A 16,728-nucleotide genomic window follows, 5' to 3' on the forward strand; every position below is an offset into this window, starting at 1 on the left:
AAGAAGGCGGCAGCCGCTCCCGCCGCGGCCGAGGCCACGGAGACGCCCGCGGAGGCCAAGCCGCGCCGTACCCGCAAGAAGGCCGTCGCCGCCGAGGCGCCCGACGCCTGAGCACACCGGTAGCAGCAGGCCCGGGTTCCGCACCATGCGGAGCCCGGGCCTTCGCCGTGTCGCCCCGGCGCGGCGCACCACGTAACCTCACGGCATGAGCAGGCCCGCCACCTTCACCCCGCCGCCCGGCACGCGCGCGCACCGACTGACCACCGAGCGCGGCGAGTTCGCCGCGCTCGTCGGGGAGCCGGAGCGGGGGCCCGTGCGCGGCACCGCGCTGCTCCTTCCCGGGTTCACCGGCAGCAAGGAGGACTTCATCGCGCTGCACGGCCCGCTGAGCGCCGCCGGCTACCGCACGGTGGCGGTCGACGGGCGCGGGCAGTACGAGTCGTCGGGCCCGACGGACGACGAAACCCCTTACGCCCAGCACGCGTTGGCCCTGGACGTTCTGGCCCAGGTCGCGGCGCTGCGCGTACCGCAGGTGCATCTGCTCGGGCATTCGCTCGGCGGGCTCATCGCGCGGGCGGCGGTGATCGCGGACCCGGCGCCGTTCGCGACCCTGACCCTGATGGCGTCGGGCCCGGCCGCCGTCACCGAGCCCCAGCAGCAGCGCGCGAAGCTGCTGCGGGACGCGCTGGCCGCCCTGGACATGGCGCAGGTCTGGGAGGCCATCCAGGCCCTCGACCCGGTCGACGACGTGGCCGACGTGGCCGACGTGCGCGGCGCCGGCGCGCGGGACGATCTGCGGCGGCGCTGGATGCGTCACAGCCCCGCCCAACTCATCGCCACCGCGGGCCAGTTGTGCACCGAGCCGGACCGGGTCGCGGAGCTGGCCGCGGTCGCGCCGCCGGTCCATGTGCTGTCGGGTGAGCGCGACGACACCTGGCCCGTGCCGCTGCTCGACGACATGGCGCGGCGGCTCGGCGCCGCGCGCTCGGTGATCAGCGGGGCCGAGCACTCCCCCAACACCGACCGCCCGCTGGAGACGGCCGCGGCCCTGGCGGCCTTCTGGGACCGGCACCCCGCCCGCTAGCACCGCACCCCACTCGCCGGCGTCCCGCCTCCTGGCGCCCCACCCTCCCGTCCCGTCGCTCAGTACTGCGCCTGCACATGGCTCCAGAACCCGTCGCGCAGCGCCCGCCGCAGGTCCGAGTGGCCGCGCAGCGAGTACTGGAGCATGTTCTCCGCCTCGACCAGCAGTTCCTGGTCGACCGGTCCGGGCAGGTAGGGGTGGCCCTGGAGGAGGTGCGCGAGGGCGTCGGTGCCGCGCTCGGCCAGCCAACGCGCGGCGATCTGCGCCCCGACGAAGCGGACCTGGTCGCGCGTGGGGCGCGGCTGGTCGGCGTTCTCGTACGTGGGTGCGGTGCGGCGCGTGACGTAGGGCTTCACGAAGCCGAGGTCCAGGGTGCGCTGGCTGTCGACCTCCCACAGCAGCGGCTCGGCCTGGTTGCGGCCCTCGGGCGCCTCGATACCCCAGAGGTGGACGCGGGCGCCGTACCCCTGCGCGGCCTCGACGGCGGAGACCAGGTCCTCGTCGCCGCCGAGCAGCGCGGCGTCGCTGATGGCGCGGTGCCGGGCCAGTGATTCGAGGTCGCTCCGGATCAGGGAGTCGACGCCCTTCTGCTGGTTGTTGGCGTTGAGGTTGCCCAGGCGCACCTTGACGTCGGGCAGCTCGGCGATGGACTGCTGCTCGGCGGTGTGGATGCGGCGGCGGGCGCCGTCGTACCAGTAGACGCGGAGCAGCCGGCTGTCCGCGAAGATCGTGCGGGCCTTGTCGATGAGCGCGTCGATGACCCCCTCGGCGTCGAGGTCGAAGGCACGACGGTCCTCGGTGCCGGTGACCAGGCGTCCCGCGGCGGCGTAGAGATACCCGGCGTCGACGAAGATCGCGTGCGTCGACGGGGTCTTCGCGACTTCGGCGAGCACCCGTCTGAGCAGGTCGTTCGTGGCGTCGAGACGGGCGGTGAGGTCGGCCGTGGGGCTGTCGTGGTTCATCGCCGCCATTCTCCCGGCCGTCACGCGCCGTGCACAACCGGTCCCGCTACCCGCTAGTAATTAGCTTCTCGAAATTTTTCTTTAGCGTAGGGAATGTTTGCAGGGGGCAACCCGTTGTACCCATATAGAACGCGGGGCTCAGTAGTCACGCAATCCACTCTTAACGGGCAGGCAACCGCCTGGCCGTACAGCAGGACGAGACTGAGGTCCTGCACCAGCAGTTCTCCTTCAGGAGGATGACCAGACGAAGGGAGAAGCCCTTGCGCTTCGAAATCATGCGACTCGACGACGTCGACGGCACCGCCGTGGACACGACCGTCGTGGACGCCGCCTCCGTCAACCGGATCGTTCAGCAGGCGGCGGCCATCGGGCAGCGCCTCTACATCCGCCCGGCCGAGTCGACCGCCTCGTAACAGCGGCGGCAGACACACTTCGAGACCCCCGTGCGCAGCCGCGCACGGGGGTTTCGCATGTCCGCGACCGGGGGGGGCGCGGGGCCGGGGTCAGCCGGCCCGGATCACCTGGGTGACGCCGTTGATGATCTGCTGCACGGCGATCGCGGAGAGCATCATGCCCGCGAGCCGGGTCACCAGGACCACCCCGCCGTCCTTGATGAGGCGGATGATCACCAGCGAGTACCGCATCACCAGCCACAGCACGACGTGGATGGCGAGGATCGCCGTCCAGACGGAGACCTGGTTGGCGAAGGAGTCGGCCTTCTGCACGGCGAGGATGACGGAGACGATCGCGCCGGGTCCGGCGAGCAGCGGCATGCCGAGCGGGACGAGCGCGACGTTCACGTCCTTCGTCTGCTTCGGCTCGTCGGTCTTGCCGGTGAGCAGGTCGAGCGCGATCAGCAGCAGGAGCAGACCACCGGCGATCATCAGGGCGGGTACGGAGACGTGCAGGTAGTCGAGGATGCGCTGGCCCAGGACACCGAAGACGGCGATCACGCCGAAGGCGACGCAGACGGCCTGGAAGGCCATGCGCTTCTGGACCTTGGCGGGTCGGCCCGCGGTGAGGGCGAGGAAGATCGGGGTGATTCCGGGGGGATCCATGATCACGAAGAGCGTGAGGAAGAGGGATCCGAATACGGCGGCGTCGAACACAGGAGGGCTTGCCTTGCGGTGCGAGGGATGAGCGGGCGTGCGCGCGCACCCGCTCGGACGCGGGCGCGGGAGGGTGCGGGGTGGAAACGGGAGAAAGGTGCGGGGTGGGAACGGGAGATAGGTGCGGAGGGGCCGAGGGGCGGAGGAGCCGGTGCGGGGCACCGTACGCGACGTGCCCGGGCGGTCCCGTCAGGCGCGGCGTCCCCCGGCGCCCGGCACCGGGAAGGCGCCGGTGGCCCGGCGGGTGATCTCCCCGTAGATCTCCGGGTCGGTGGTGTACTCGCCGAGCACACAGGTCTTGCGGCTGCCGTGGTAGTCGGAGGAGCCGGTGGTCAGCAGGGCGAGGTCGGCGGCGAGGCCGCGCAGGCGGTCCCGGGTCGCCGGGTCGTGGTCCATGTGGTCGACCTCGATGCCGTCGAGCCCGGCGGCGGCCAGCTCGGCGATCGACGACTCGGGGACCGTGCGGCCGCGCTTGACGGCGGCCGGATGCGCGAAGACGGTGACCCCGCCCGCGGCCTTGACCAGCCGGATCGCCTCGAAGGGGTCGGTCTCGTGCTTCGGTACGTAGGCGCGGGCGCCGTCGGCCAGCCAGTTCTCGGTGAAGGCGTCGGAGACGGTGGGCACGACACCGAGTTCGACGAGCGCCGAGGCGACGTGCGGGCGGCCCACCGAGCCGTCGCCCGCGATCCGGGCGACCTGCTCCCAGGTGACGGGGACGCCCAGCTCGTTCAGCTTGGCGATCATGCCCTGGGCGCGCGGGACGCGGTCGTCGCGCACCAGTTCGCGCTCGGCGAGGAGTGCGGGCTCTTCCGGGTCGAACAGGTACGCCAGCATGTGCATGCTCACGCCGTCGAGGCGGCAGGACAGCTCGGCGCCGGTGACGAGGGTCAGTCCCTCGGGGAGGGCCGCGACGGCCTCGGCGTGCCCGCGCGTGCTGTCGTGATCGGTGAGCGCCACGACGTCCAGGCCCTGCGCGGCGGCGTTGCGCACCAGCTCGGCCGGGGTGTCCGTGCCGTCGGACGCGGTGGAGTGGGTGTGCAGGTCGATGCGCACGGCTGCGTACTCCAAGCTCGGACGGGCCTGACGGGACGGACGGCAACGGAAGGGGCTCGTCCAGGATAACGGGGCGCGCACCCACTCCCGTCACGCCCGCAACGGACGACGACCCCTTACCCGTACTCCCTCACCACTCGACCACCGCACCGCTCGACCGCCGCACCACTCAGCCACCACACCGCTCGGCCACGGCGTCGATCACTGCAACACGCGCGGCGACAGCGCCCCGCACGGCAGCAGCTCCACCTCGGCGCCCGCGTCCCGCAGGTCGGTCAGGACCAGTTCGTCGTACATGAGCAGCGCGGACGGCGCGGGCCAGACGATCGCCCACAGCCACAGCCCGCGCGCCTCGCCCGCGAAGACGGCGCGGTCGTCGGGGCCGCTCCGCACGTGCCACAGCGGGGTGGGCCGGCCCGCGGCGACCACCTTGGCGTCCGGCGGGCCGAGCACGTCCATGTGCGGGCCGGGGTCGGGGCCGTCGATGCCCGCGTAGCGCGCGCCGAGGCCGACGCCCAGCTCCTCGGCGACCAGCACCAGCTCGCCGACACCGCCGAGCGGCGCGGGCCCGGAGCAGGCGACGGCGGTGGCGCGGCCGCCGTGCCGGTCGTCCCCCGCGTTGGCCACCCCCGTGAAGAGCCAGCCGACGGGGAGCGGCCACGGCATCCAGACGGGTACCTGCGCGCGGCGCACCACGACGCCGAGGGCCTCGACGCTGGGCGGGATCACGGGCTGGAGCGGGTGCACGGTCCCGTGTGCGTCGCACTGCCAGGAGTCGGCAAAGAGTCCGGGAGCCCTGACCCGGCCACCACACTTCGGGCAACTGGGTTCGCCCCTCATACGGCCCACGGTCCTCCCCGTCCCGCGCCGCGTCAAGGACGATCACCCGTCCGGAGTGCACCGGTCCGTCGGCCCTCCACCACACATATAGATGTAGCTTGCATTATTTAGCGACGCTAACTTATTGTGTGTATAGCTCAACGATTCGGTCTCGCGACGAAGGAAGTGGAACGGACATGAGCCACAGCAGTACAGGAGGTCCCGCCGAGGGGGACCCGTTCGACGCGGGTGCGGGCAGCATCCTGCGTCAGCCGAAGGCGGTCTGGGCGACCGCCGGGGCATCCGTCGTCGCCTTCATGGGCATCGGGCTCGTCGATCCGATCCTGCCCTCGATCGCGCGGGGCCTGGAGGCCACGCAGAGCCAGGTCTCCCTGCTCTTCACCTCCTACTTCCTGATCACCGCCGTCGCGATGCTGGTCACCGGGTTCGTCTCCAGCCGGATCGGCGGCAAGAAGACCCTGCTCGTCGGGCTCGCGCTCGTCATCGTCTTCGCGGGCCTGTCCGGCACCTCGGACACCGTCGGCCAGCTGGTCGGCTTCCGGGCCGGCTGGGGCCTGGGCAACGCGCTCTTCGTGTCGACCGCGCTCGCCGTCATCGTCGGCGCGGCGGCCGGGGGCAGCGCCGCGGCGATCCTGCTCTACGAGTCCGCGCTGGGCCTCGGCATGGCGTGCGGGCCGCTGGTGGGCGCCCTGCTCGGCAACGCCAGCTGGCGCTACCCGTTCTTCGGCACCGCGGCCCTGATGGCCATCGGGTTCATCTGCATCTCGCTCTTCCTGAAGGAGCAGCCCAGGCCCGCGCGCAAGACGTCGATCCTGGACCCCCTCAGGGCGCTCGGCCACGGCGGGCTCGCCTCGGCCGCCGTCTCGGCGTTCTTCTACAACTACACGTTCTTCACGGTGCTGGCCTTCACGCCGTTCGTGCTGGACATGACCCCGTACAAGTCGGGTGGCGTGTTCTTCGCCTGGGGTGTGCTGCTCGCGCTGTTCTCGGTGCTCGTCGCGCCCCGCATGCAGGCCAGGTTCGGCTCGCTCAAGGTGGTCGGCGGCTCGCTGGTGCTGCTCGCCGCGGACGTGCTGGTGCTCGGCTACGGCAACCACACCACGGCCGTCGTCTGCACAATCCTGTCCGGCGCCTTCATCGGCGTGAACAACACGGTGTACACGGAGCTGGCGCTCGGCGTCTCCGACGCGCCGCGCCCGGTGGCGAGCGCCGGCTACAACTTCGTCCGGTGGTTCGCCGCCGCGGCCGCGCCGTTCCTCGCCCCGAAGATCGAGGAGTGGACCGACGTCCACATCCCCTTCGTGGTCGCCGGTGTCACGGCCCTGCTCGGCGCCGTCGTCGTCTGGGTGCGCCGCGACGCGCTCACCCACGAGGCCGAGGAACTGGAGCCGCGCCACGCCACGGAGGACGGCGTGACCGTCTTCGCGAACTGAACCACCGGGCCCCCGGAGCCGGACGAGCCCGGACGAGCCCGGACGAGCCCAGACCAGGCAAGAGCCGGCGGAGAACTAATCGAGAGCTAGTCGAGAACTGGTCGAGGACTAATCGACAGCTAGTCGAGAGCGACGGACCTGCGCAGCGGATCGCGCAGGTCCGTTCCGCCGCTCAGCCACCGCTCCTCCAGCTCGGCCGCGCCGTGCACCCGCTTCCACGCCGCCTCGTTCTGCGTCATGGGCAGCAGCGGCAGGAACCGTACGGGATCCATCGGCGGGTCCAGTTCGAGGTCCTCCACCAGCCCGCCCGACTCCGCGACCAGCACCGAGGTGAACGGCGCGCCCGGCCACAGCGGCTCGCCCACGTCCAGCGACGCGCCCGGCGCCACGACCACGCCCTCCACCTGCGGCGAGGCCGCCAGCACCGCGAGCGGCCTGAGCACCTTGTCGGTGTCGGCGAGCCCCGCACGGACCGTCAGGACCAGCTCGGCGCGCGGGCCCTCGACCGGATCGGCCAGGGCCGCGGTCGGGTCGGCCATCGGCGCGGCGGACATCCCCAGCGTCGCGTAGCGCACGACGCCCTGCCCGGCGTCGGTGAAACGCAGCACTTCGATGCGGTCGGTGCCGAGGAACGTGACGGCCGCGCGCGCGTCCGGTTCACCCAGGGCCGAGCGCAGCCGGGCCTCTACAAACGCTAGAACTTCTCCCATCCCGCGAGCATAGGACTCGCATGGAACGGGTAAAGGCGGGGCTTGCCTCTTCAGTCGGCTGATAGTCTTGGCCGCTGGTCGGGACGGAACGCTGCGCGTCCCCGCCGAGGGCCCTCAAGAGCCCTCGAAGACCCGACCCACTGATCGTCCCTCACGGGGGACCGGCCGGAGGAGGTGGGGCTGTCATGGATCGAAGTCGACCGTGCAGTACCACCCGTTCTTCCGGCCGCTAGGCCCGCATCCCACCCCGCAGTCAGCAGCCACCGGCGTACCGCCGGCCGTCTGTGTACCGGGCTGTCCGCGTATGCCGGAAGAGCACTTCTTTTCCGCCTGATCTTTCCGATCTTCCTGATCTGAATCAGTAAGCGGAGCCGCCCGGTGTCGGTGCGGTGCTCCCCGCTTTGTGGACGTGCAGCATGTCCCGGTTTCCGGTTGGCCAGGACGTCCTCATTCCGGGCAGTTCCGATTCTTCCGAGCGCCCTGCGCGGCTCCCGCCCGCGAAGGAGCCTGCCCATGTCGATGATGCGCGATCTGCGTGCCGCCGTCCGCCCCTCGCTGCGCAAGAGCGTGGCCCCGTACGAGAACGAGGCGCGCTCCTCGTACGACCCCACCCGTGACCCGTCCGCCTGCTCCGCCGTCGTGGACTGCGCCGTCTACCGCGACGGGGCCCGCGTGGAGGCCGGCGACCACTGCCTGACCCCGCGTGAGGCGCGCCTCCAGGTGCGCCGCGACGGCGGCTTCGCCTGGATCGGGCTGCACGAGCCCACCGAGCAGGAATTCGCCGGGATCGCCGCCGAGTTCGGGCTGCACCCGCTCGCCGTCGAGGACGCGGTCCACGCCCACCAGCGGCCCAAGCTGGAGCCGTACGACGACACCCTCTTCGCCGTGTTCAAGACCATCCACTACGTCGAGCACGCCGAACTCACCGACACCAGCGAGGTCGTGGAGACGGGCGAGGTCATGTGCTTCCTCGGCCGCGACTTCTTCATCACCGTGCGGCACGGCGGACAGGGCTCGCTGCGCGCGCTGCGCCGCCGCCTCCAGGCCGAGCCGGAACTGCTCGCCAAGGGCCCCAGCTCGGTGCTGCACGCCATCTCCGACCACGTCGTCGACGGCTACCTCGCGGTGGCCGACGCGATGCAGGACGACATCGACGAGGTCGAGACCGACGTCTTCTCGCAGACCGGCAAGGGCGGCCCGCGCGGCTCCGACGCCGGCCGGATCTACCAGCTCAAGCGCGAGGTCCTGGAGTTCAAGCGGGCCGTCGCCCCGCTGCGCCGGCCGCTGCAACTGCTGAGCGAGCGGCCGATGCGGCTGATCGACCCCGACATCCAGAAGTACTTCCGTGACGTCGCCGACCACCTGGAGCGCGTCCAGGAACAGGTCATCGGCTTCGACGAACTCCTCAACTCGATCCTCCAGGCCAATCTGGCGCAGGCGTCCGTCGCCCAGAACGAGGACATGCGCAAGATCACCTCGTGGGCCGCCATCGTCGCCGTGCCGACCATGGTGTGCGGGGTGTACGGCATGAACTTCGACCACATGCCCGAACTGCACTGGCGGTTCGGCTATCCGCTGGTGCTCGCCGTCACCGTCGCCGCCTGCATCACCATCCACCGCACCCTCAAGCGCAACGGCTGGCTGTAGCTACCCTGGCCGCATGACGACTGCCGAACCGCTCGACGCCGCCCTCGTCGAGGAGGCCACCAAGAAGTCCGGGCTCATCTGGGTGCGCGGCACCGAGGCCGAGCGGGCCCTGTGGCACGTGTGGCACGAGGGCGCCGCCCACGTCGTCGGCGACGGCCCCGGCGAGCAGCCGCTGCCCGGACTCGTCGACGGCGGCACCGCCGTGGTGACCGTGCGCAGCAAGGACAAGGGCGGCCGGCTGGTCGGCTGGCGGGCCACCACCGCCGAGCTGGCGCCGGGCACCCCGCAGTGGGAGGCGGCCGTCGGCGAACTGAAGGGCAAGCGGCTCAACGCGCCGGACGCGGAGACGATGACGGAGCGCTGGGCCCGCGAGTGCCGGGTGCTGCGCCTGGCACCGGTCGCCGGCGAGGCCCCGCTCCCGGCTCCCACGGACTCCCTGGCGGCCGCGCCGGTGCCGACCCCGGCCACCACCCGCGACCCGGTCCCGGCGGGCCTGCCCCGGCTCCTGGGCCGCCGCCGACGCCGCTGAGCCCCGGCCCGCGCGGGGACCCGGTCCAGGACTGCGCTCAGGACTCCGGGAGCTGCTTGCCGTAGTCCACGGTGTCGGCCGAGGTCGGCTCGTCCAGGGCGAAGTCCTTGCCCCACTCGGTCAGTTGCAGGGTCCCCGCGCCCCCGGCCCGCTCCAGGCGCATGGGGTACGCGGTGCCCTCCAGGGAGACGTCCAGCGTGCCGCCGGAGCCGTCGTCGCCGGTGAGCGCGATCGTGCGCACCCCGGCGGAGGTGCCGCGCTCGCCCTTCGCGAGGGTGCCGTGCAGCGTGAGCAGCCCGTCGAGCAGCACGTCCTTGTCGGTGAAGGTGCTCAGCCGCTTGTACGAGGGATCGCCGGCCGGCACCTTCACGTACTTGCCGTCGAGCGCGTCGCCCGCGCCGGCGCCGTGCCGCGCCCCGGCGTCGTCGGAATGCGACCAGAAGTCGGCGCCGGCCTTGAGGTAGAGGTGCTCGTCGACCCGCAGCAGCCCGAACGTGGTGCCGCCCGTCGTCACCGACCCGGTGCCGCCCTCGTCCTTCAGCCGCATGTCGAGCCGGTACGTCTTGCCGCCGCTGACGACGGTGCCCGCCAGCCGTACGGCGTCGGCGCTCCGCGCGGCCTCGACCGTGCGGGACCGGATCGAGCCCGGCTCCAGTCGGCCGACCCCGTTCGTGCCCGCGTCGGGGTCGTCCCCGCAGGCCGCGAGCCCGGCCGCGAGCCCCGTGCACATCGCGCCGACCAGGAGCGTTCTGCGGGTTCGGCGGGCCAGGGGGAAAGCGGTCACGGGCGGTACTACCTCTCGTACGGAAAGGGGCTCGTCGGCAGTACGGCAGCGTACCGGGGACGCCCACGGCTCCCCGGGCGGGTCCGGGCGGACCGATGTGCAAAGGCGTCTTCCACGGGTACGGGCTAGCCTGAACCACGGAATGATCACTTACGCGACGAGGAGGTGCCGACGGGCATGGCAGCTGGCGCCCCCCGGATCTTCGTCTCGCACCTCGCGGGCATCGCCGTCTTCGACCCGAACGGCGACCAGGTCGGCCGGGTCCGCGACCTCGTGGCGATGCTGCGGGTGGGACGGCGGCCGCCCCGGGTCCTCGGCCTCGTCGTCGAACTCTCCACGCGGCGTCGCATCTTCCTGCCCATGACCCGGGTCACCGGCATCGAGTCCGGCCAGATCATCACCACCGGCGTCCTCAACGTCCGCCGGTTCGAGCAGCGGCCCACCGAGCGCCTCGTCCTCGGCGAGATGCTCGACCGGCGCGTGCAGCTCGTGGAGTCGGGTGAGGAGGTCACCGTCCTCGACGTCTCCGTGCAGCAGTTGCCGGCCCGCCGCGACTGGGAGATCGACCGGGTCTTCGTCCGCAAGGGCAGGGGCGGCACCTTCCGGCGCAAGGGCGAGGCGCTGACCGTGGACTGGTCCGCCGTCGCCGGATTCTCCCTGGAGGAGCACGGGCAGGGCGCCGAGAACCTGCTGGCCACCTTCGAACAACTGCGCCCCGCCGACCTGGCGAACGTCCTGCACCACCTGTCCCCCAAGCGTCGGGCCGAGGTCGCCGCGGCGCTCACCAACGAACGCCTCGCCGACGTCCTGGAGGAGCTCCCCGAGGACGACCAGATCGAGATCCTCGGCAAATTGCAGGAGGAGCGGGCCGCCGACGTCCTGGAGGAGATGGACCCGGACGACGCGGCCGACCTGCTCAGCGAGCTGCCCGAGGACGACAAGGAGCGGCTGCTCACGCTGATGCGGCCCAGCGACGCGGCCGACGTGCGGCGCCTGATGGCGTACGAGGACAAGACCGCGGGCGGTCTGATGACGACCGAGCCGATCGTGCTGCGCCCGGACGCGACGGTCGCCGACGCGCTCGCCCGGGTCCGCAACCGCGACCTGTCGCCCGCGCTCGCCGCACAGGTGTACGTGTGCCGCCCGCCGGACGAGACGCCGACCGGCAAGTACCTGGGCACCATCCACTTCCAGCGGCTGCTGCGCGATCCGCCGTACACCATGGTCGGCTCGATCCTGGACGACGACCTCCAGGCGCTGTCGCCGTCGGCCCAGCTGCCGGAGATCGCCGGGTTCTTCGCCACGTACGACATGGTGGCCGCGCCGGTCGTGGACGAGGGCGGTTCGCTGCTCGGCGCCGTCACCGTCGACGACGTCCTGGACCACATGCTGCCCGACGACTGGCGCGAGCAGGAGTTCCACCTCTCGGGGGACGTGAACCATGGCGAATGACGAGACGCCCCGCCCCCGCATCCGCCTGGACCAGCCGCGCGCGCCGCGCCGCCGGCTGCTGCCCGAGTACGACCCCGAGGCCTTCGGACGGCTGTCGGAGCGCATCGCCCGGTTCCTGGGGACGGGGCGGTTCATCGTCTGGATGACGGTGATCATCATCGCCTGGGTGCTCTGGAACATCTTCGCGCCCGGCGATCTGCGCTTCGACCAGTATCCGTTCATCTTCCTGACCCTGATGCTGTCGCTCCAGGCGTCCTACGCCGCTCCGCTGATCCTGCTCGCGCAGAACCGGCAGGACGACCGCGACCGGGTCAACCTCGAACAGGACCGGAAGCAGAACGAGCGCTCGATCGCCGACACCGAGTATCTGAGCCGGGAGGTCGCCGCCCTGCGGATCGGCCTCGGCGAGGTCGCCACCCGCGACTGGATCCGCTCCGAGCTGCAAGACCTCCTCAAGGAGCTGGAGGAACAGCGCCGGTCCGTGCCCGAGGGCGAGGTGTTCCCGGCCGAGCGGGAACGGCCACGTGACGTAGACGACCGCTGACGGGGCTTTCCGTGCCCCTATTACCGCGCCGTACTATCGGTCGTATGGCTACGGAAGACGCGGTGCGCGAGGCACTCGCGACAGTGAACGACCCCGAGATCCAGCGGCCCATCACCGAGCTGGGGATGGTCAAATCGGTGGACATCGGTGCGGACGGAGTCGTCGCGGTCACCGTGTATCTGACCGTCTCCGGCTGCCCGATGCGCTCGACCATCGAGACGAACGTGCGGGAGGCGGTCGCCCGGGTCGACGGTGTGACCGATGTGCGGGTCACCCTCGACGTGATGAGCGACGAACAGCGCAAGGAGCTGGCCACGGCGCTGCGCGGCGGCACCGCCGAGCGCGAGGTCCCCTTCGCCAAGCCCGGCTCGCTGACCCGCGTCTACGCGGTGGCGTCCGGGAAGGGCGGCGTCGGCAAGTCCTCCGTGACCGTGAACCTGGCGGCCGCGATGGCCGCCGACGGCTTGAAGGTCGGCGTGGTCGACGCCGACATCTACGGCCACTCGGTGCCCCGCATGCTGGGCGCCGACGGCAAGCCCACCCAGGTCGAGAACATGATCATGCCGCCGTCCGCGCACGGCGTGAAGGTCATCTCCATCGGCATGTTCACGCCGGGCAACGCGCCGGTGGTGTGGCGCGGCCCGATGCTGCACCGCGCGTTGCAGCAGTTCCTCGCCGATGTCTTCTGGGGTGACCTGGACGTCCTGCTGCTCGACCTGCCGCCGGGGACGGGCGACATCGCGATCTCCGTCGCGCAGCTCGTGCCGAACGCCGAGATCCTCGTCGTGACGACACCTCAGCAGGCCGCCGCCGAGGTCGCCGAGCGGGCCGGATCGATCGCGGTGCAGACGCACCAGAAGATCGTGGGCGTCGTCGAGAACATGTCCGGGCTGCCGTGCCCGCACTGCGGCGAGATGGTCGACGTCTTCGGCACCGGCGGCGGCCGGCTGGTCGCCGAGGGGCTGACGAGGACGACGGGCGCCGAGGTGCCGGTCCTCGGCTCCATCCCGATCGACGTCCGGCTGCGCGAGGGCGGCGACGAGGGCAAGCCCGTCGTCCTGTCCGACCCCGACTCCCCCGCGGGCGTGGCGCTGCGCGGCATCGCCGACCAGCTCGGCGGCCGTCAGCGCGGCCTCTCCGGCATGTCGCTCGGCATCACGCCGCGCAACAAGTTCTAGCCCGTACGCCCCCCACCGCCCGTCCGTTCCCGGCGCGGGCGCGCCCCTGGTGAGCGAAGACCGCCGGCCAGGGGCGCGGGGGACCGCGCGAGAGGCCCGTCGGGCCCTACGCGGCGTCCGGGGCGTACGCGGTGATGTCCTTCACCACGGAGAAGCCCAGGCCGTAGGCGCTCATGCCGCGGCCGTAGGCGCCGAGGTGGACTCCGGCCTGCGTGGAGCCCGCGAGGACCCAGCCGTACTCGGACTCCCGGTAGTGGAATTCCGTCGGCACTCCGTCGACGGGCAGCGACAGCACCGCCCAGTCCGCCGAGCGGAGATCGTCCGCGAGGACCCATGCCGTCTCGGTCTGCTGCTCCAGCCAGTCGTCCCGCAGCGTGTGGTCCATCTGCCCCGGCCAGGTGTACGAGAGCAGTCCGACCCCGGCGAGCCAGGCCGCCGAGGAGACGGATGTCGCCTCCAGGACGCCGGTGCCGTCGGCGCTGCGCCGCACCGGATTGGCGGCGACGGTCACCACGACGGCGAACCGCTCGGCGGCGTCCCCGTGGAGCGTCCCCTCACTGCGCACGGACGGCTCGTCGCCGTGCCCGATCGAACCGTGCTCGACGGACCCGTCCGCCGTGGTGCCGACCTGCATCAGCCAACGCGGTCCCGTGAAGGCCTCGTCGAGGCCGTACCACGGGAAGGACGCCAGCAGGTATCCGTCGACCGTGCGCCGGGCCCCCGGGACCTGACCGGCCCCCTCGGTGGCCGGCGCCTGCGCGCCCACCCGACTCGTCGTCTCCATGTACCCGGCCGCCTCCTCGCTCTCGTACGGACCGAAGCGGCCCGCCCCCCTCGGGCGTCCTCACGTTCGGTCCGCGCAACAACAAGGCAGGATGCCACACCGGGTCCGCGGGGCCCGGTTTCGAGTGCGGTGGTTTCAGGTCGCGTCGGCGTCGAAGGGCGGCGGCGTGCGCCGGTCCTGCTGCTCCGGCGACTCGGGGCGCTTCTCCAGGTCGGGGCCCTTGGTCATGCTGATCCGGCCGCCGGACGACGGGCTCTCGTCGCGCACGTCGCCGACCGTCTGCACGGCGTCGCCGACCTCGGCCATCTCCTTCTTCAGGTCGAACCCGTTGCGGATCTCCTTGAGACCCAGTTCATCGCTGTCCAGCTGCTTGCGGATGAACGTCTTGGGGTTCAGGTCCTCGAACTCGAAGTCCTTGAACTCCGGGCCCAGTTCGTTGCGGATGTCCTGCTTGGCGCTGTCCGAGAACTCACGGATCTTGCGGATGGTGCGCGCGACGTCCTGGATGACCTGCGGCAGCTTGTCGGGGCCGAAGACGAGCACGGCCAGCACGACAAGCGCTATGACCTCCGGTAGGCCAATGTCGTTGAACACCTTGCACTCCTAGCGTGTCCTCGGCCCGCAGCGGTCTTCGGTGGCAGGTCTTCGGCAGGGTCCGGCAGGGGACCGGTCCACGGTACCCGGCGCAGCTGTCCATTTGGTAGCCACCGGGCGACGTCCAGGATCATCCGTGCCGGGTCCCGACCGGTCGGGCGCCGATCGCGGCGCGGTCAGTCGCCGTCGGCCGAGCCGAGGACGAGGGACACCCGCCGTTCCTTCCCGTCCCGTTCGACGGTGAGGCGCAGCCGGTCCCCGGGGCGGTGCGAGCGGATCTTGACGATGAGTTCCTCACCGGCGTGGACCCGGACCCCGTCCACGGCGGTGATCACGTCGCCGGGTTCGATCCCGGCCCTGGCGCCGGGGCCGCCGGGGCTGACGGACGAGCCGCCGTCGTTGCCCTTGGTGCCCACGCGCGCGCCGTCGCCCGAGTAGTCCATGTCCAGGGTGACGCCGATGACCGGGTGGGTGGCCCGCCCGGTGTTGATCAGTTCCTCGGCGACGCGTCTGGCCTGGTTGATCGGGATGGCGAAGCCGAGGCCGATGGAGCCGGACTGGCCGCCGTCCGGTTCCGTGCCGCCGTCGGCGGAGCGGATGGCGCTGTTGATGCCGATGACCCGGGCCTTGGCGTCGACCAGCGGTCCGCCGGAGTTGCCCGGGTTGATGGGCGCGTCGGTCTGGAGGGCGTCGACATAGCTGACGTCGCTGCCGTCGCCCTTCTCGCCGCCCGCCGTGATCGGCCGGTCCTTGGCGCTGATGATGCCCGCGGTCACGGTGTTGGCGAGGTCGAAGGGGGCGCCGATGGCCACCACCGGGTCGCCGACCTGCACGCTCGCGGAGTTGCCGAGCGGCAGCGGCCGCAGGCCGCGCACGTGGTCGACCTTGACGACGGCGAGGTCGTAGCCGGTGTCGTGCCCGACGACCTTCGCGCGGGCGCTCTCGCCCCCGGCGAACGTGACCGATATCTCACCGCCGTCCCCCGCCGGGTCCACGACGTGGTTGTTGGTGAGGATGTGGCCGCGGTCGTCGAGGACGAAGCCGGTGCCGGTGCCCTGCTCGGCCGAGCCCTTGGTGTGGATGGTGACGACGCCGGGCAGCGCGCTCGCGGCGATGCCCGCGACGCTGCCGGGCGCGCGGTGGGTGGACTCGGCGCCCGCCTGCGGGAGTTCGATGTCCGTCACGCCGTCGCGCTCCAGGTACGAGCCGACGGCGCCGCCGATCCCGCCGGAGGCCAGCGCGATCAGTACGGCGCCGAGCACCAGGCCGCGCCGCCCGCGCCGCGGCCGCGCCCCGACGGGCCCGCCGCTCTGCGACAGCGAGACGGGCCCGGCCCAGGGGTCGTACTGCTGCCAGGGCGCCGCGGACACGGGAGCCGGGCCCGGCGCTCCCTGGTACGCGGAGGGTGCCGTCGCCGCCGCGGGCGGTGCGGTGCCCTGCGCCGGGGTCAGCCCCGGATGCCGCACCGGCGGCGCGGGCGCCCAGGGCCCCGGCGCTCCGTACGGCACGTCGGTGTACCGGTCGGTGTACTGGCGGTCCGGGGTGTCGGGGAGGGGCTGGTCGGGGGGCACGGCCGACGCCGGGGGCGCGTCCGACTCCGAGGTCGGTGAGGGCGCTGGGGTCGGCGGGGGCGCCGGGGTCGGCGAGGTGGCTGGGGTCGGCGGGGGTGGTGAGGCTGTGTGGGGCTGCTGTGGGGCCTCGGCGGGGGCCTGGGCGCCCGGGGGCGGCGAAGTGTCCCGCGGGGCCTCGGGGGAGGGGTCAGGGGCCCGTACGGGCGTGGGAGGGGCATCGGGGTCGGGCGCGGGGCCGGCGGCCGGGGCGGGGGCCGGGAGATGCCAGTCGCCGTCGCCGTCGTCGCCCGGCGGGCGCCCCGTGTCCGGTCGGGGGCGGCTCCACCACTTGGCCTTCGGGGGGTTGCCCTCGTCCATGTCCCGCTGCTCTCCCCGCAACCGGCCCGCGGCACGTCACCGCCGGCTCCCGCCCGCGCACCCCGGGTCGGAACCCGGGACGCGGTCTCCCCTGGAT

General features: G+C 72.3%; 17 protein-coding genes. 8 read left to right on the forward strand and 9 right to left on the reverse strand.

Annotation, left to right across the window (positions count from 1 at the left end; all coding sequences use genetic code 11):
- Positions 1-205 precede the first annotated feature (205 nt).
- Positions 206-1,084, forward strand: coding sequence for an alpha/beta fold hydrolase (locus ACIP5K_RS01150; RefSeq protein ID WP_401403737.1), 879 nt, complete (start codon positions 206-208; stop codon positions 1,082-1,084).
- 59 nt (positions 1,085-1,143) lie between these two features.
- Here the strand turns inward: ACIP5K_RS01150 and ACIP5K_RS01155 are convergent, their stop codons facing one another.
- The gene (locus tag ACIP5K_RS01155) at positions 1,144-2,055 is read right to left on the reverse strand and encodes an NYN domain-containing protein (RefSeq protein ID WP_401405211.1); all 912 of its coding nucleotides are present in this window, start codon (positions 2,053-2,055) and stop codon (positions 1,144-1,146) included.
- Positions 2,056-2,306: 251 nt separating this feature from the next.
- Between ACIP5K_RS01155 and ACIP5K_RS01160 the strand changes: the two genes are divergently transcribed.
- The gene (locus ACIP5K_RS01160; RefSeq protein ID WP_401403739.1) at positions 2,307-2,459 is read left to right on the forward strand and encodes a hypothetical protein; all 153 of its coding nucleotides are present in this window, start codon (positions 2,307-2,309) and stop codon (positions 2,457-2,459) included.
- Positions 2,460-2,549: 90 nt separating this feature from the next.
- On the opposite strand, the gene ACIP5K_RS01165 is transcribed toward ACIP5K_RS01160, so the two are convergent.
- From ACIP5K_RS01165 to ACIP5K_RS01175, 3 genes are all read right to left on the reverse strand, one after another.
- Positions 2,550-3,155, reverse strand: coding sequence for a MarC family protein (locus ACIP5K_RS01165; protein WP_401403741.1), 606 nt, complete (start codon positions 3,153-3,155; stop codon positions 2,550-2,552).
- Between the two features lie 189 nt (positions 3,156-3,344).
- Positions 3,345-4,208: a PHP domain-containing protein gene (locus ACIP5K_RS01170; protein WP_401405213.1), complete on the reverse strand. Its 864-nt coding sequence runs from the start codon at positions 4,206-4,208 to the stop codon at positions 3,345-3,347.
- A 201-nt stretch (positions 4,209-4,409) separates the two neighbouring features.
- Complete coding sequence (locus ACIP5K_RS01175) at positions 4,410-5,048, reverse strand: DUF6758 family protein (RefSeq protein ID WP_401403743.1); 639 nt, start codon at positions 5,046-5,048, stop codon at positions 4,410-4,412.
- Between the two features lie 176 nt (positions 5,049-5,224).
- Between ACIP5K_RS01175 and ACIP5K_RS01180 the strand changes: the two genes are divergently transcribed.
- Positions 5,225-6,481, forward strand: a complete 1,257-nt coding sequence (locus ACIP5K_RS01180; protein ID WP_401403745.1) for an MFS transporter — start codon at positions 5,225-5,227, stop codon at positions 6,479-6,481.
- A 119-nt stretch (positions 6,482-6,600) separates the two neighbouring features.
- Here the strand turns inward: ACIP5K_RS01180 and ACIP5K_RS01185 are convergent, their stop codons facing one another.
- Positions 6,601-7,191, reverse strand: a complete 591-nt coding sequence (locus ACIP5K_RS01185) for a suppressor of fused domain protein (RefSeq protein WP_401403747.1) — start codon at positions 7,189-7,191, stop codon at positions 6,601-6,603.
- A gap of 513 nt (positions 7,192-7,704) precedes the next feature.
- On the opposite strand from ACIP5K_RS01185, the gene ACIP5K_RS01190 reads away from it, so the two are divergent.
- Both ACIP5K_RS01190 and ACIP5K_RS01195 read left to right on the forward strand, forming a co-directional pair.
- Positions 7,705-8,838 carry a magnesium and cobalt transport protein CorA gene (locus tag ACIP5K_RS01190; RefSeq protein ID WP_401403748.1) on the forward strand — a complete coding sequence of 378 codons (1,134 nt, stop codon included), beginning with the start codon at positions 7,705-7,707 and terminating at the stop codon, positions 8,836-8,838.
- Positions 8,839-8,851: 13 nt separating this feature from the next.
- Positions 8,852-9,367, forward strand: coding sequence for a hypothetical protein (locus tag ACIP5K_RS01195; protein ID WP_401403750.1), 516 nt, complete (start codon positions 8,852-8,854; stop codon positions 9,365-9,367).
- A 37-nt stretch (positions 9,368-9,404) separates the two neighbouring features.
- Here the strand turns inward: ACIP5K_RS01195 and ACIP5K_RS01200 are convergent, their stop codons facing one another.
- Positions 9,405-10,151 (reverse strand): hypothetical protein, encoded by a 747-nt coding sequence (locus tag ACIP5K_RS01200; RefSeq protein ID WP_401403751.1) that lies wholly within the window; start codon positions 10,149-10,151, stop codon positions 9,405-9,407.
- A 177-nt stretch (positions 10,152-10,328) separates the two neighbouring features.
- Here ACIP5K_RS01200 and ACIP5K_RS01205 point away from each other — a divergent pair, with 177 nt between their 5' ends.
- Genes ACIP5K_RS01205 through ACIP5K_RS01215 form a run of 3 tightly spaced genes read left to right on the forward strand, consistent with a single transcriptional unit; the run spans position 10,329 to position 13,325 of the window.
- Complete coding sequence (locus tag ACIP5K_RS01205; protein ID WP_401403753.1) at positions 10,329-11,603, forward strand: magnesium transporter MgtE N-terminal domain-containing protein; 1,275 nt, start codon at positions 10,329-10,331, stop codon at positions 11,601-11,603.
- Positions 11,593-12,147 carry a DUF1003 domain-containing protein gene (locus ACIP5K_RS01210; protein ID WP_401403755.1) on the forward strand — a complete coding sequence of 185 codons (555 nt, stop codon included), beginning with the start codon at positions 11,593-11,595 and terminating at the stop codon, positions 12,145-12,147. The genes ACIP5K_RS01205 and ACIP5K_RS01210 overlap by 11 nt, the downstream gene beginning before the upstream one ends.
- Before the next feature lie 44 nt (positions 12,148-12,191).
- Positions 12,192-13,325, forward strand: coding sequence for an Mrp/NBP35 family ATP-binding protein (locus tag ACIP5K_RS01215; protein WP_401403756.1), 1,134 nt, complete (start codon positions 12,192-12,194; stop codon positions 13,323-13,325).
- 106 nt (positions 13,326-13,431) lie between these two features.
- Here ACIP5K_RS01215 and ACIP5K_RS01220 read toward each other — a convergent pair whose 3' ends face one another.
- The 3 genes from ACIP5K_RS01220 to ACIP5K_RS01230 form a co-directional block, all read right to left on the reverse strand.
- A complete protein-coding gene (locus ACIP5K_RS01220; protein ID WP_401403758.1) occupies positions 13,432-14,109 on the reverse strand; it encodes a hypothetical protein in 678 nt (225 codons plus the stop codon).
- Between the two features lie 135 nt (positions 14,110-14,244).
- Positions 14,245-14,703: a sec-independent translocase gene (locus ACIP5K_RS01225; RefSeq protein ID WP_401403759.1), complete on the reverse strand. Its 459-nt coding sequence runs from the start codon at positions 14,701-14,703 to the stop codon at positions 14,245-14,247.
- Between the two features lie 176 nt (positions 14,704-14,879).
- Positions 14,880-16,631 (reverse strand): S1C family serine protease, encoded by a 1,752-nt coding sequence (locus ACIP5K_RS01230; protein WP_401403761.1) that lies wholly within the window; start codon positions 16,629-16,631, stop codon positions 14,880-14,882.
- Positions 16,632-16,728 lie beyond the last annotated feature (97 nt).

The organism is Streptomyces sp. NPDC088785 (genome assembly GCF_044750685.1).
Taxonomy (GTDB): domain Bacteria; phylum Actinomycetota; class Actinomycetes; order Streptomycetales; family Streptomycetaceae; genus Streptomyces.

Coding starts and splice junctions, on each gene's coding strand:
- ACIP5K_RS01150 (WP_401403737.1), top strand. CDS start 206: ATGAGCAGGCCCGCCACCTTCACCCCGCCGCCCGGCACGCGCGCGCAC.
- ACIP5K_RS01155 (WP_401405211.1), bottom strand. CDS start 2,055: ATGGCGGCGATGAACCACGACAGCCCCACGGCCGACCTCACCGCCCGT.
- ACIP5K_RS01175 (WP_401403743.1), bottom strand. CDS start 5,048: ATGAGGGGCGAACCCAGTTGCCCGAAGTGTGGTGGCCGGGTCAGGGCT.
- ACIP5K_RS01180 (WP_401403745.1), top strand. CDS start 5,225: ATGAGCCACAGCAGTACAGGAGGTCCCGCCGAGGGGGACCCGTTCGAC.
- ACIP5K_RS01185 (WP_401403747.1), bottom strand. CDS start 7,191: ATGGGAGAAGTTCTAGCGTTTGTAGAGGCCCGGCTGCGCTCGGCCCTG.
- ACIP5K_RS01190 (WP_401403748.1), top strand. CDS start 7,705: ATGTCGATGATGCGCGATCTGCGTGCCGCCGTCCGCCCCTCGCTGCGC.
- ACIP5K_RS01195 (WP_401403750.1), top strand. CDS start 8,852: ATGACGACTGCCGAACCGCTCGACGCCGCCCTCGTCGAGGAGGCCACC.
- ACIP5K_RS01205 (WP_401403753.1), top strand. CDS start 10,329: ATGGCAGCTGGCGCCCCCCGGATCTTCGTCTCGCACCTCGCGGGCATC.
- ACIP5K_RS01210 (WP_401403755.1), top strand. CDS start 11,593: ATGGCGAATGACGAGACGCCCCGCCCCCGCATCCGCCTGGACCAGCCG.
- ACIP5K_RS01215 (WP_401403756.1), top strand. CDS start 12,192: ATGGCTACGGAAGACGCGGTGCGCGAGGCACTCGCGACAGTGAACGAC.
- ACIP5K_RS01220 (WP_401403758.1), bottom strand. CDS start 14,109: ATGGAGACGACGAGTCGGGTGGGCGCGCAGGCGCCGGCCACCGAGGGG.
- ACIP5K_RS01230 (WP_401403761.1), bottom strand. CDS start 16,631: ATGGACGAGGGCAACCCCCCGAAGGCCAAGTGGTGGAGCCGCCCCCGA.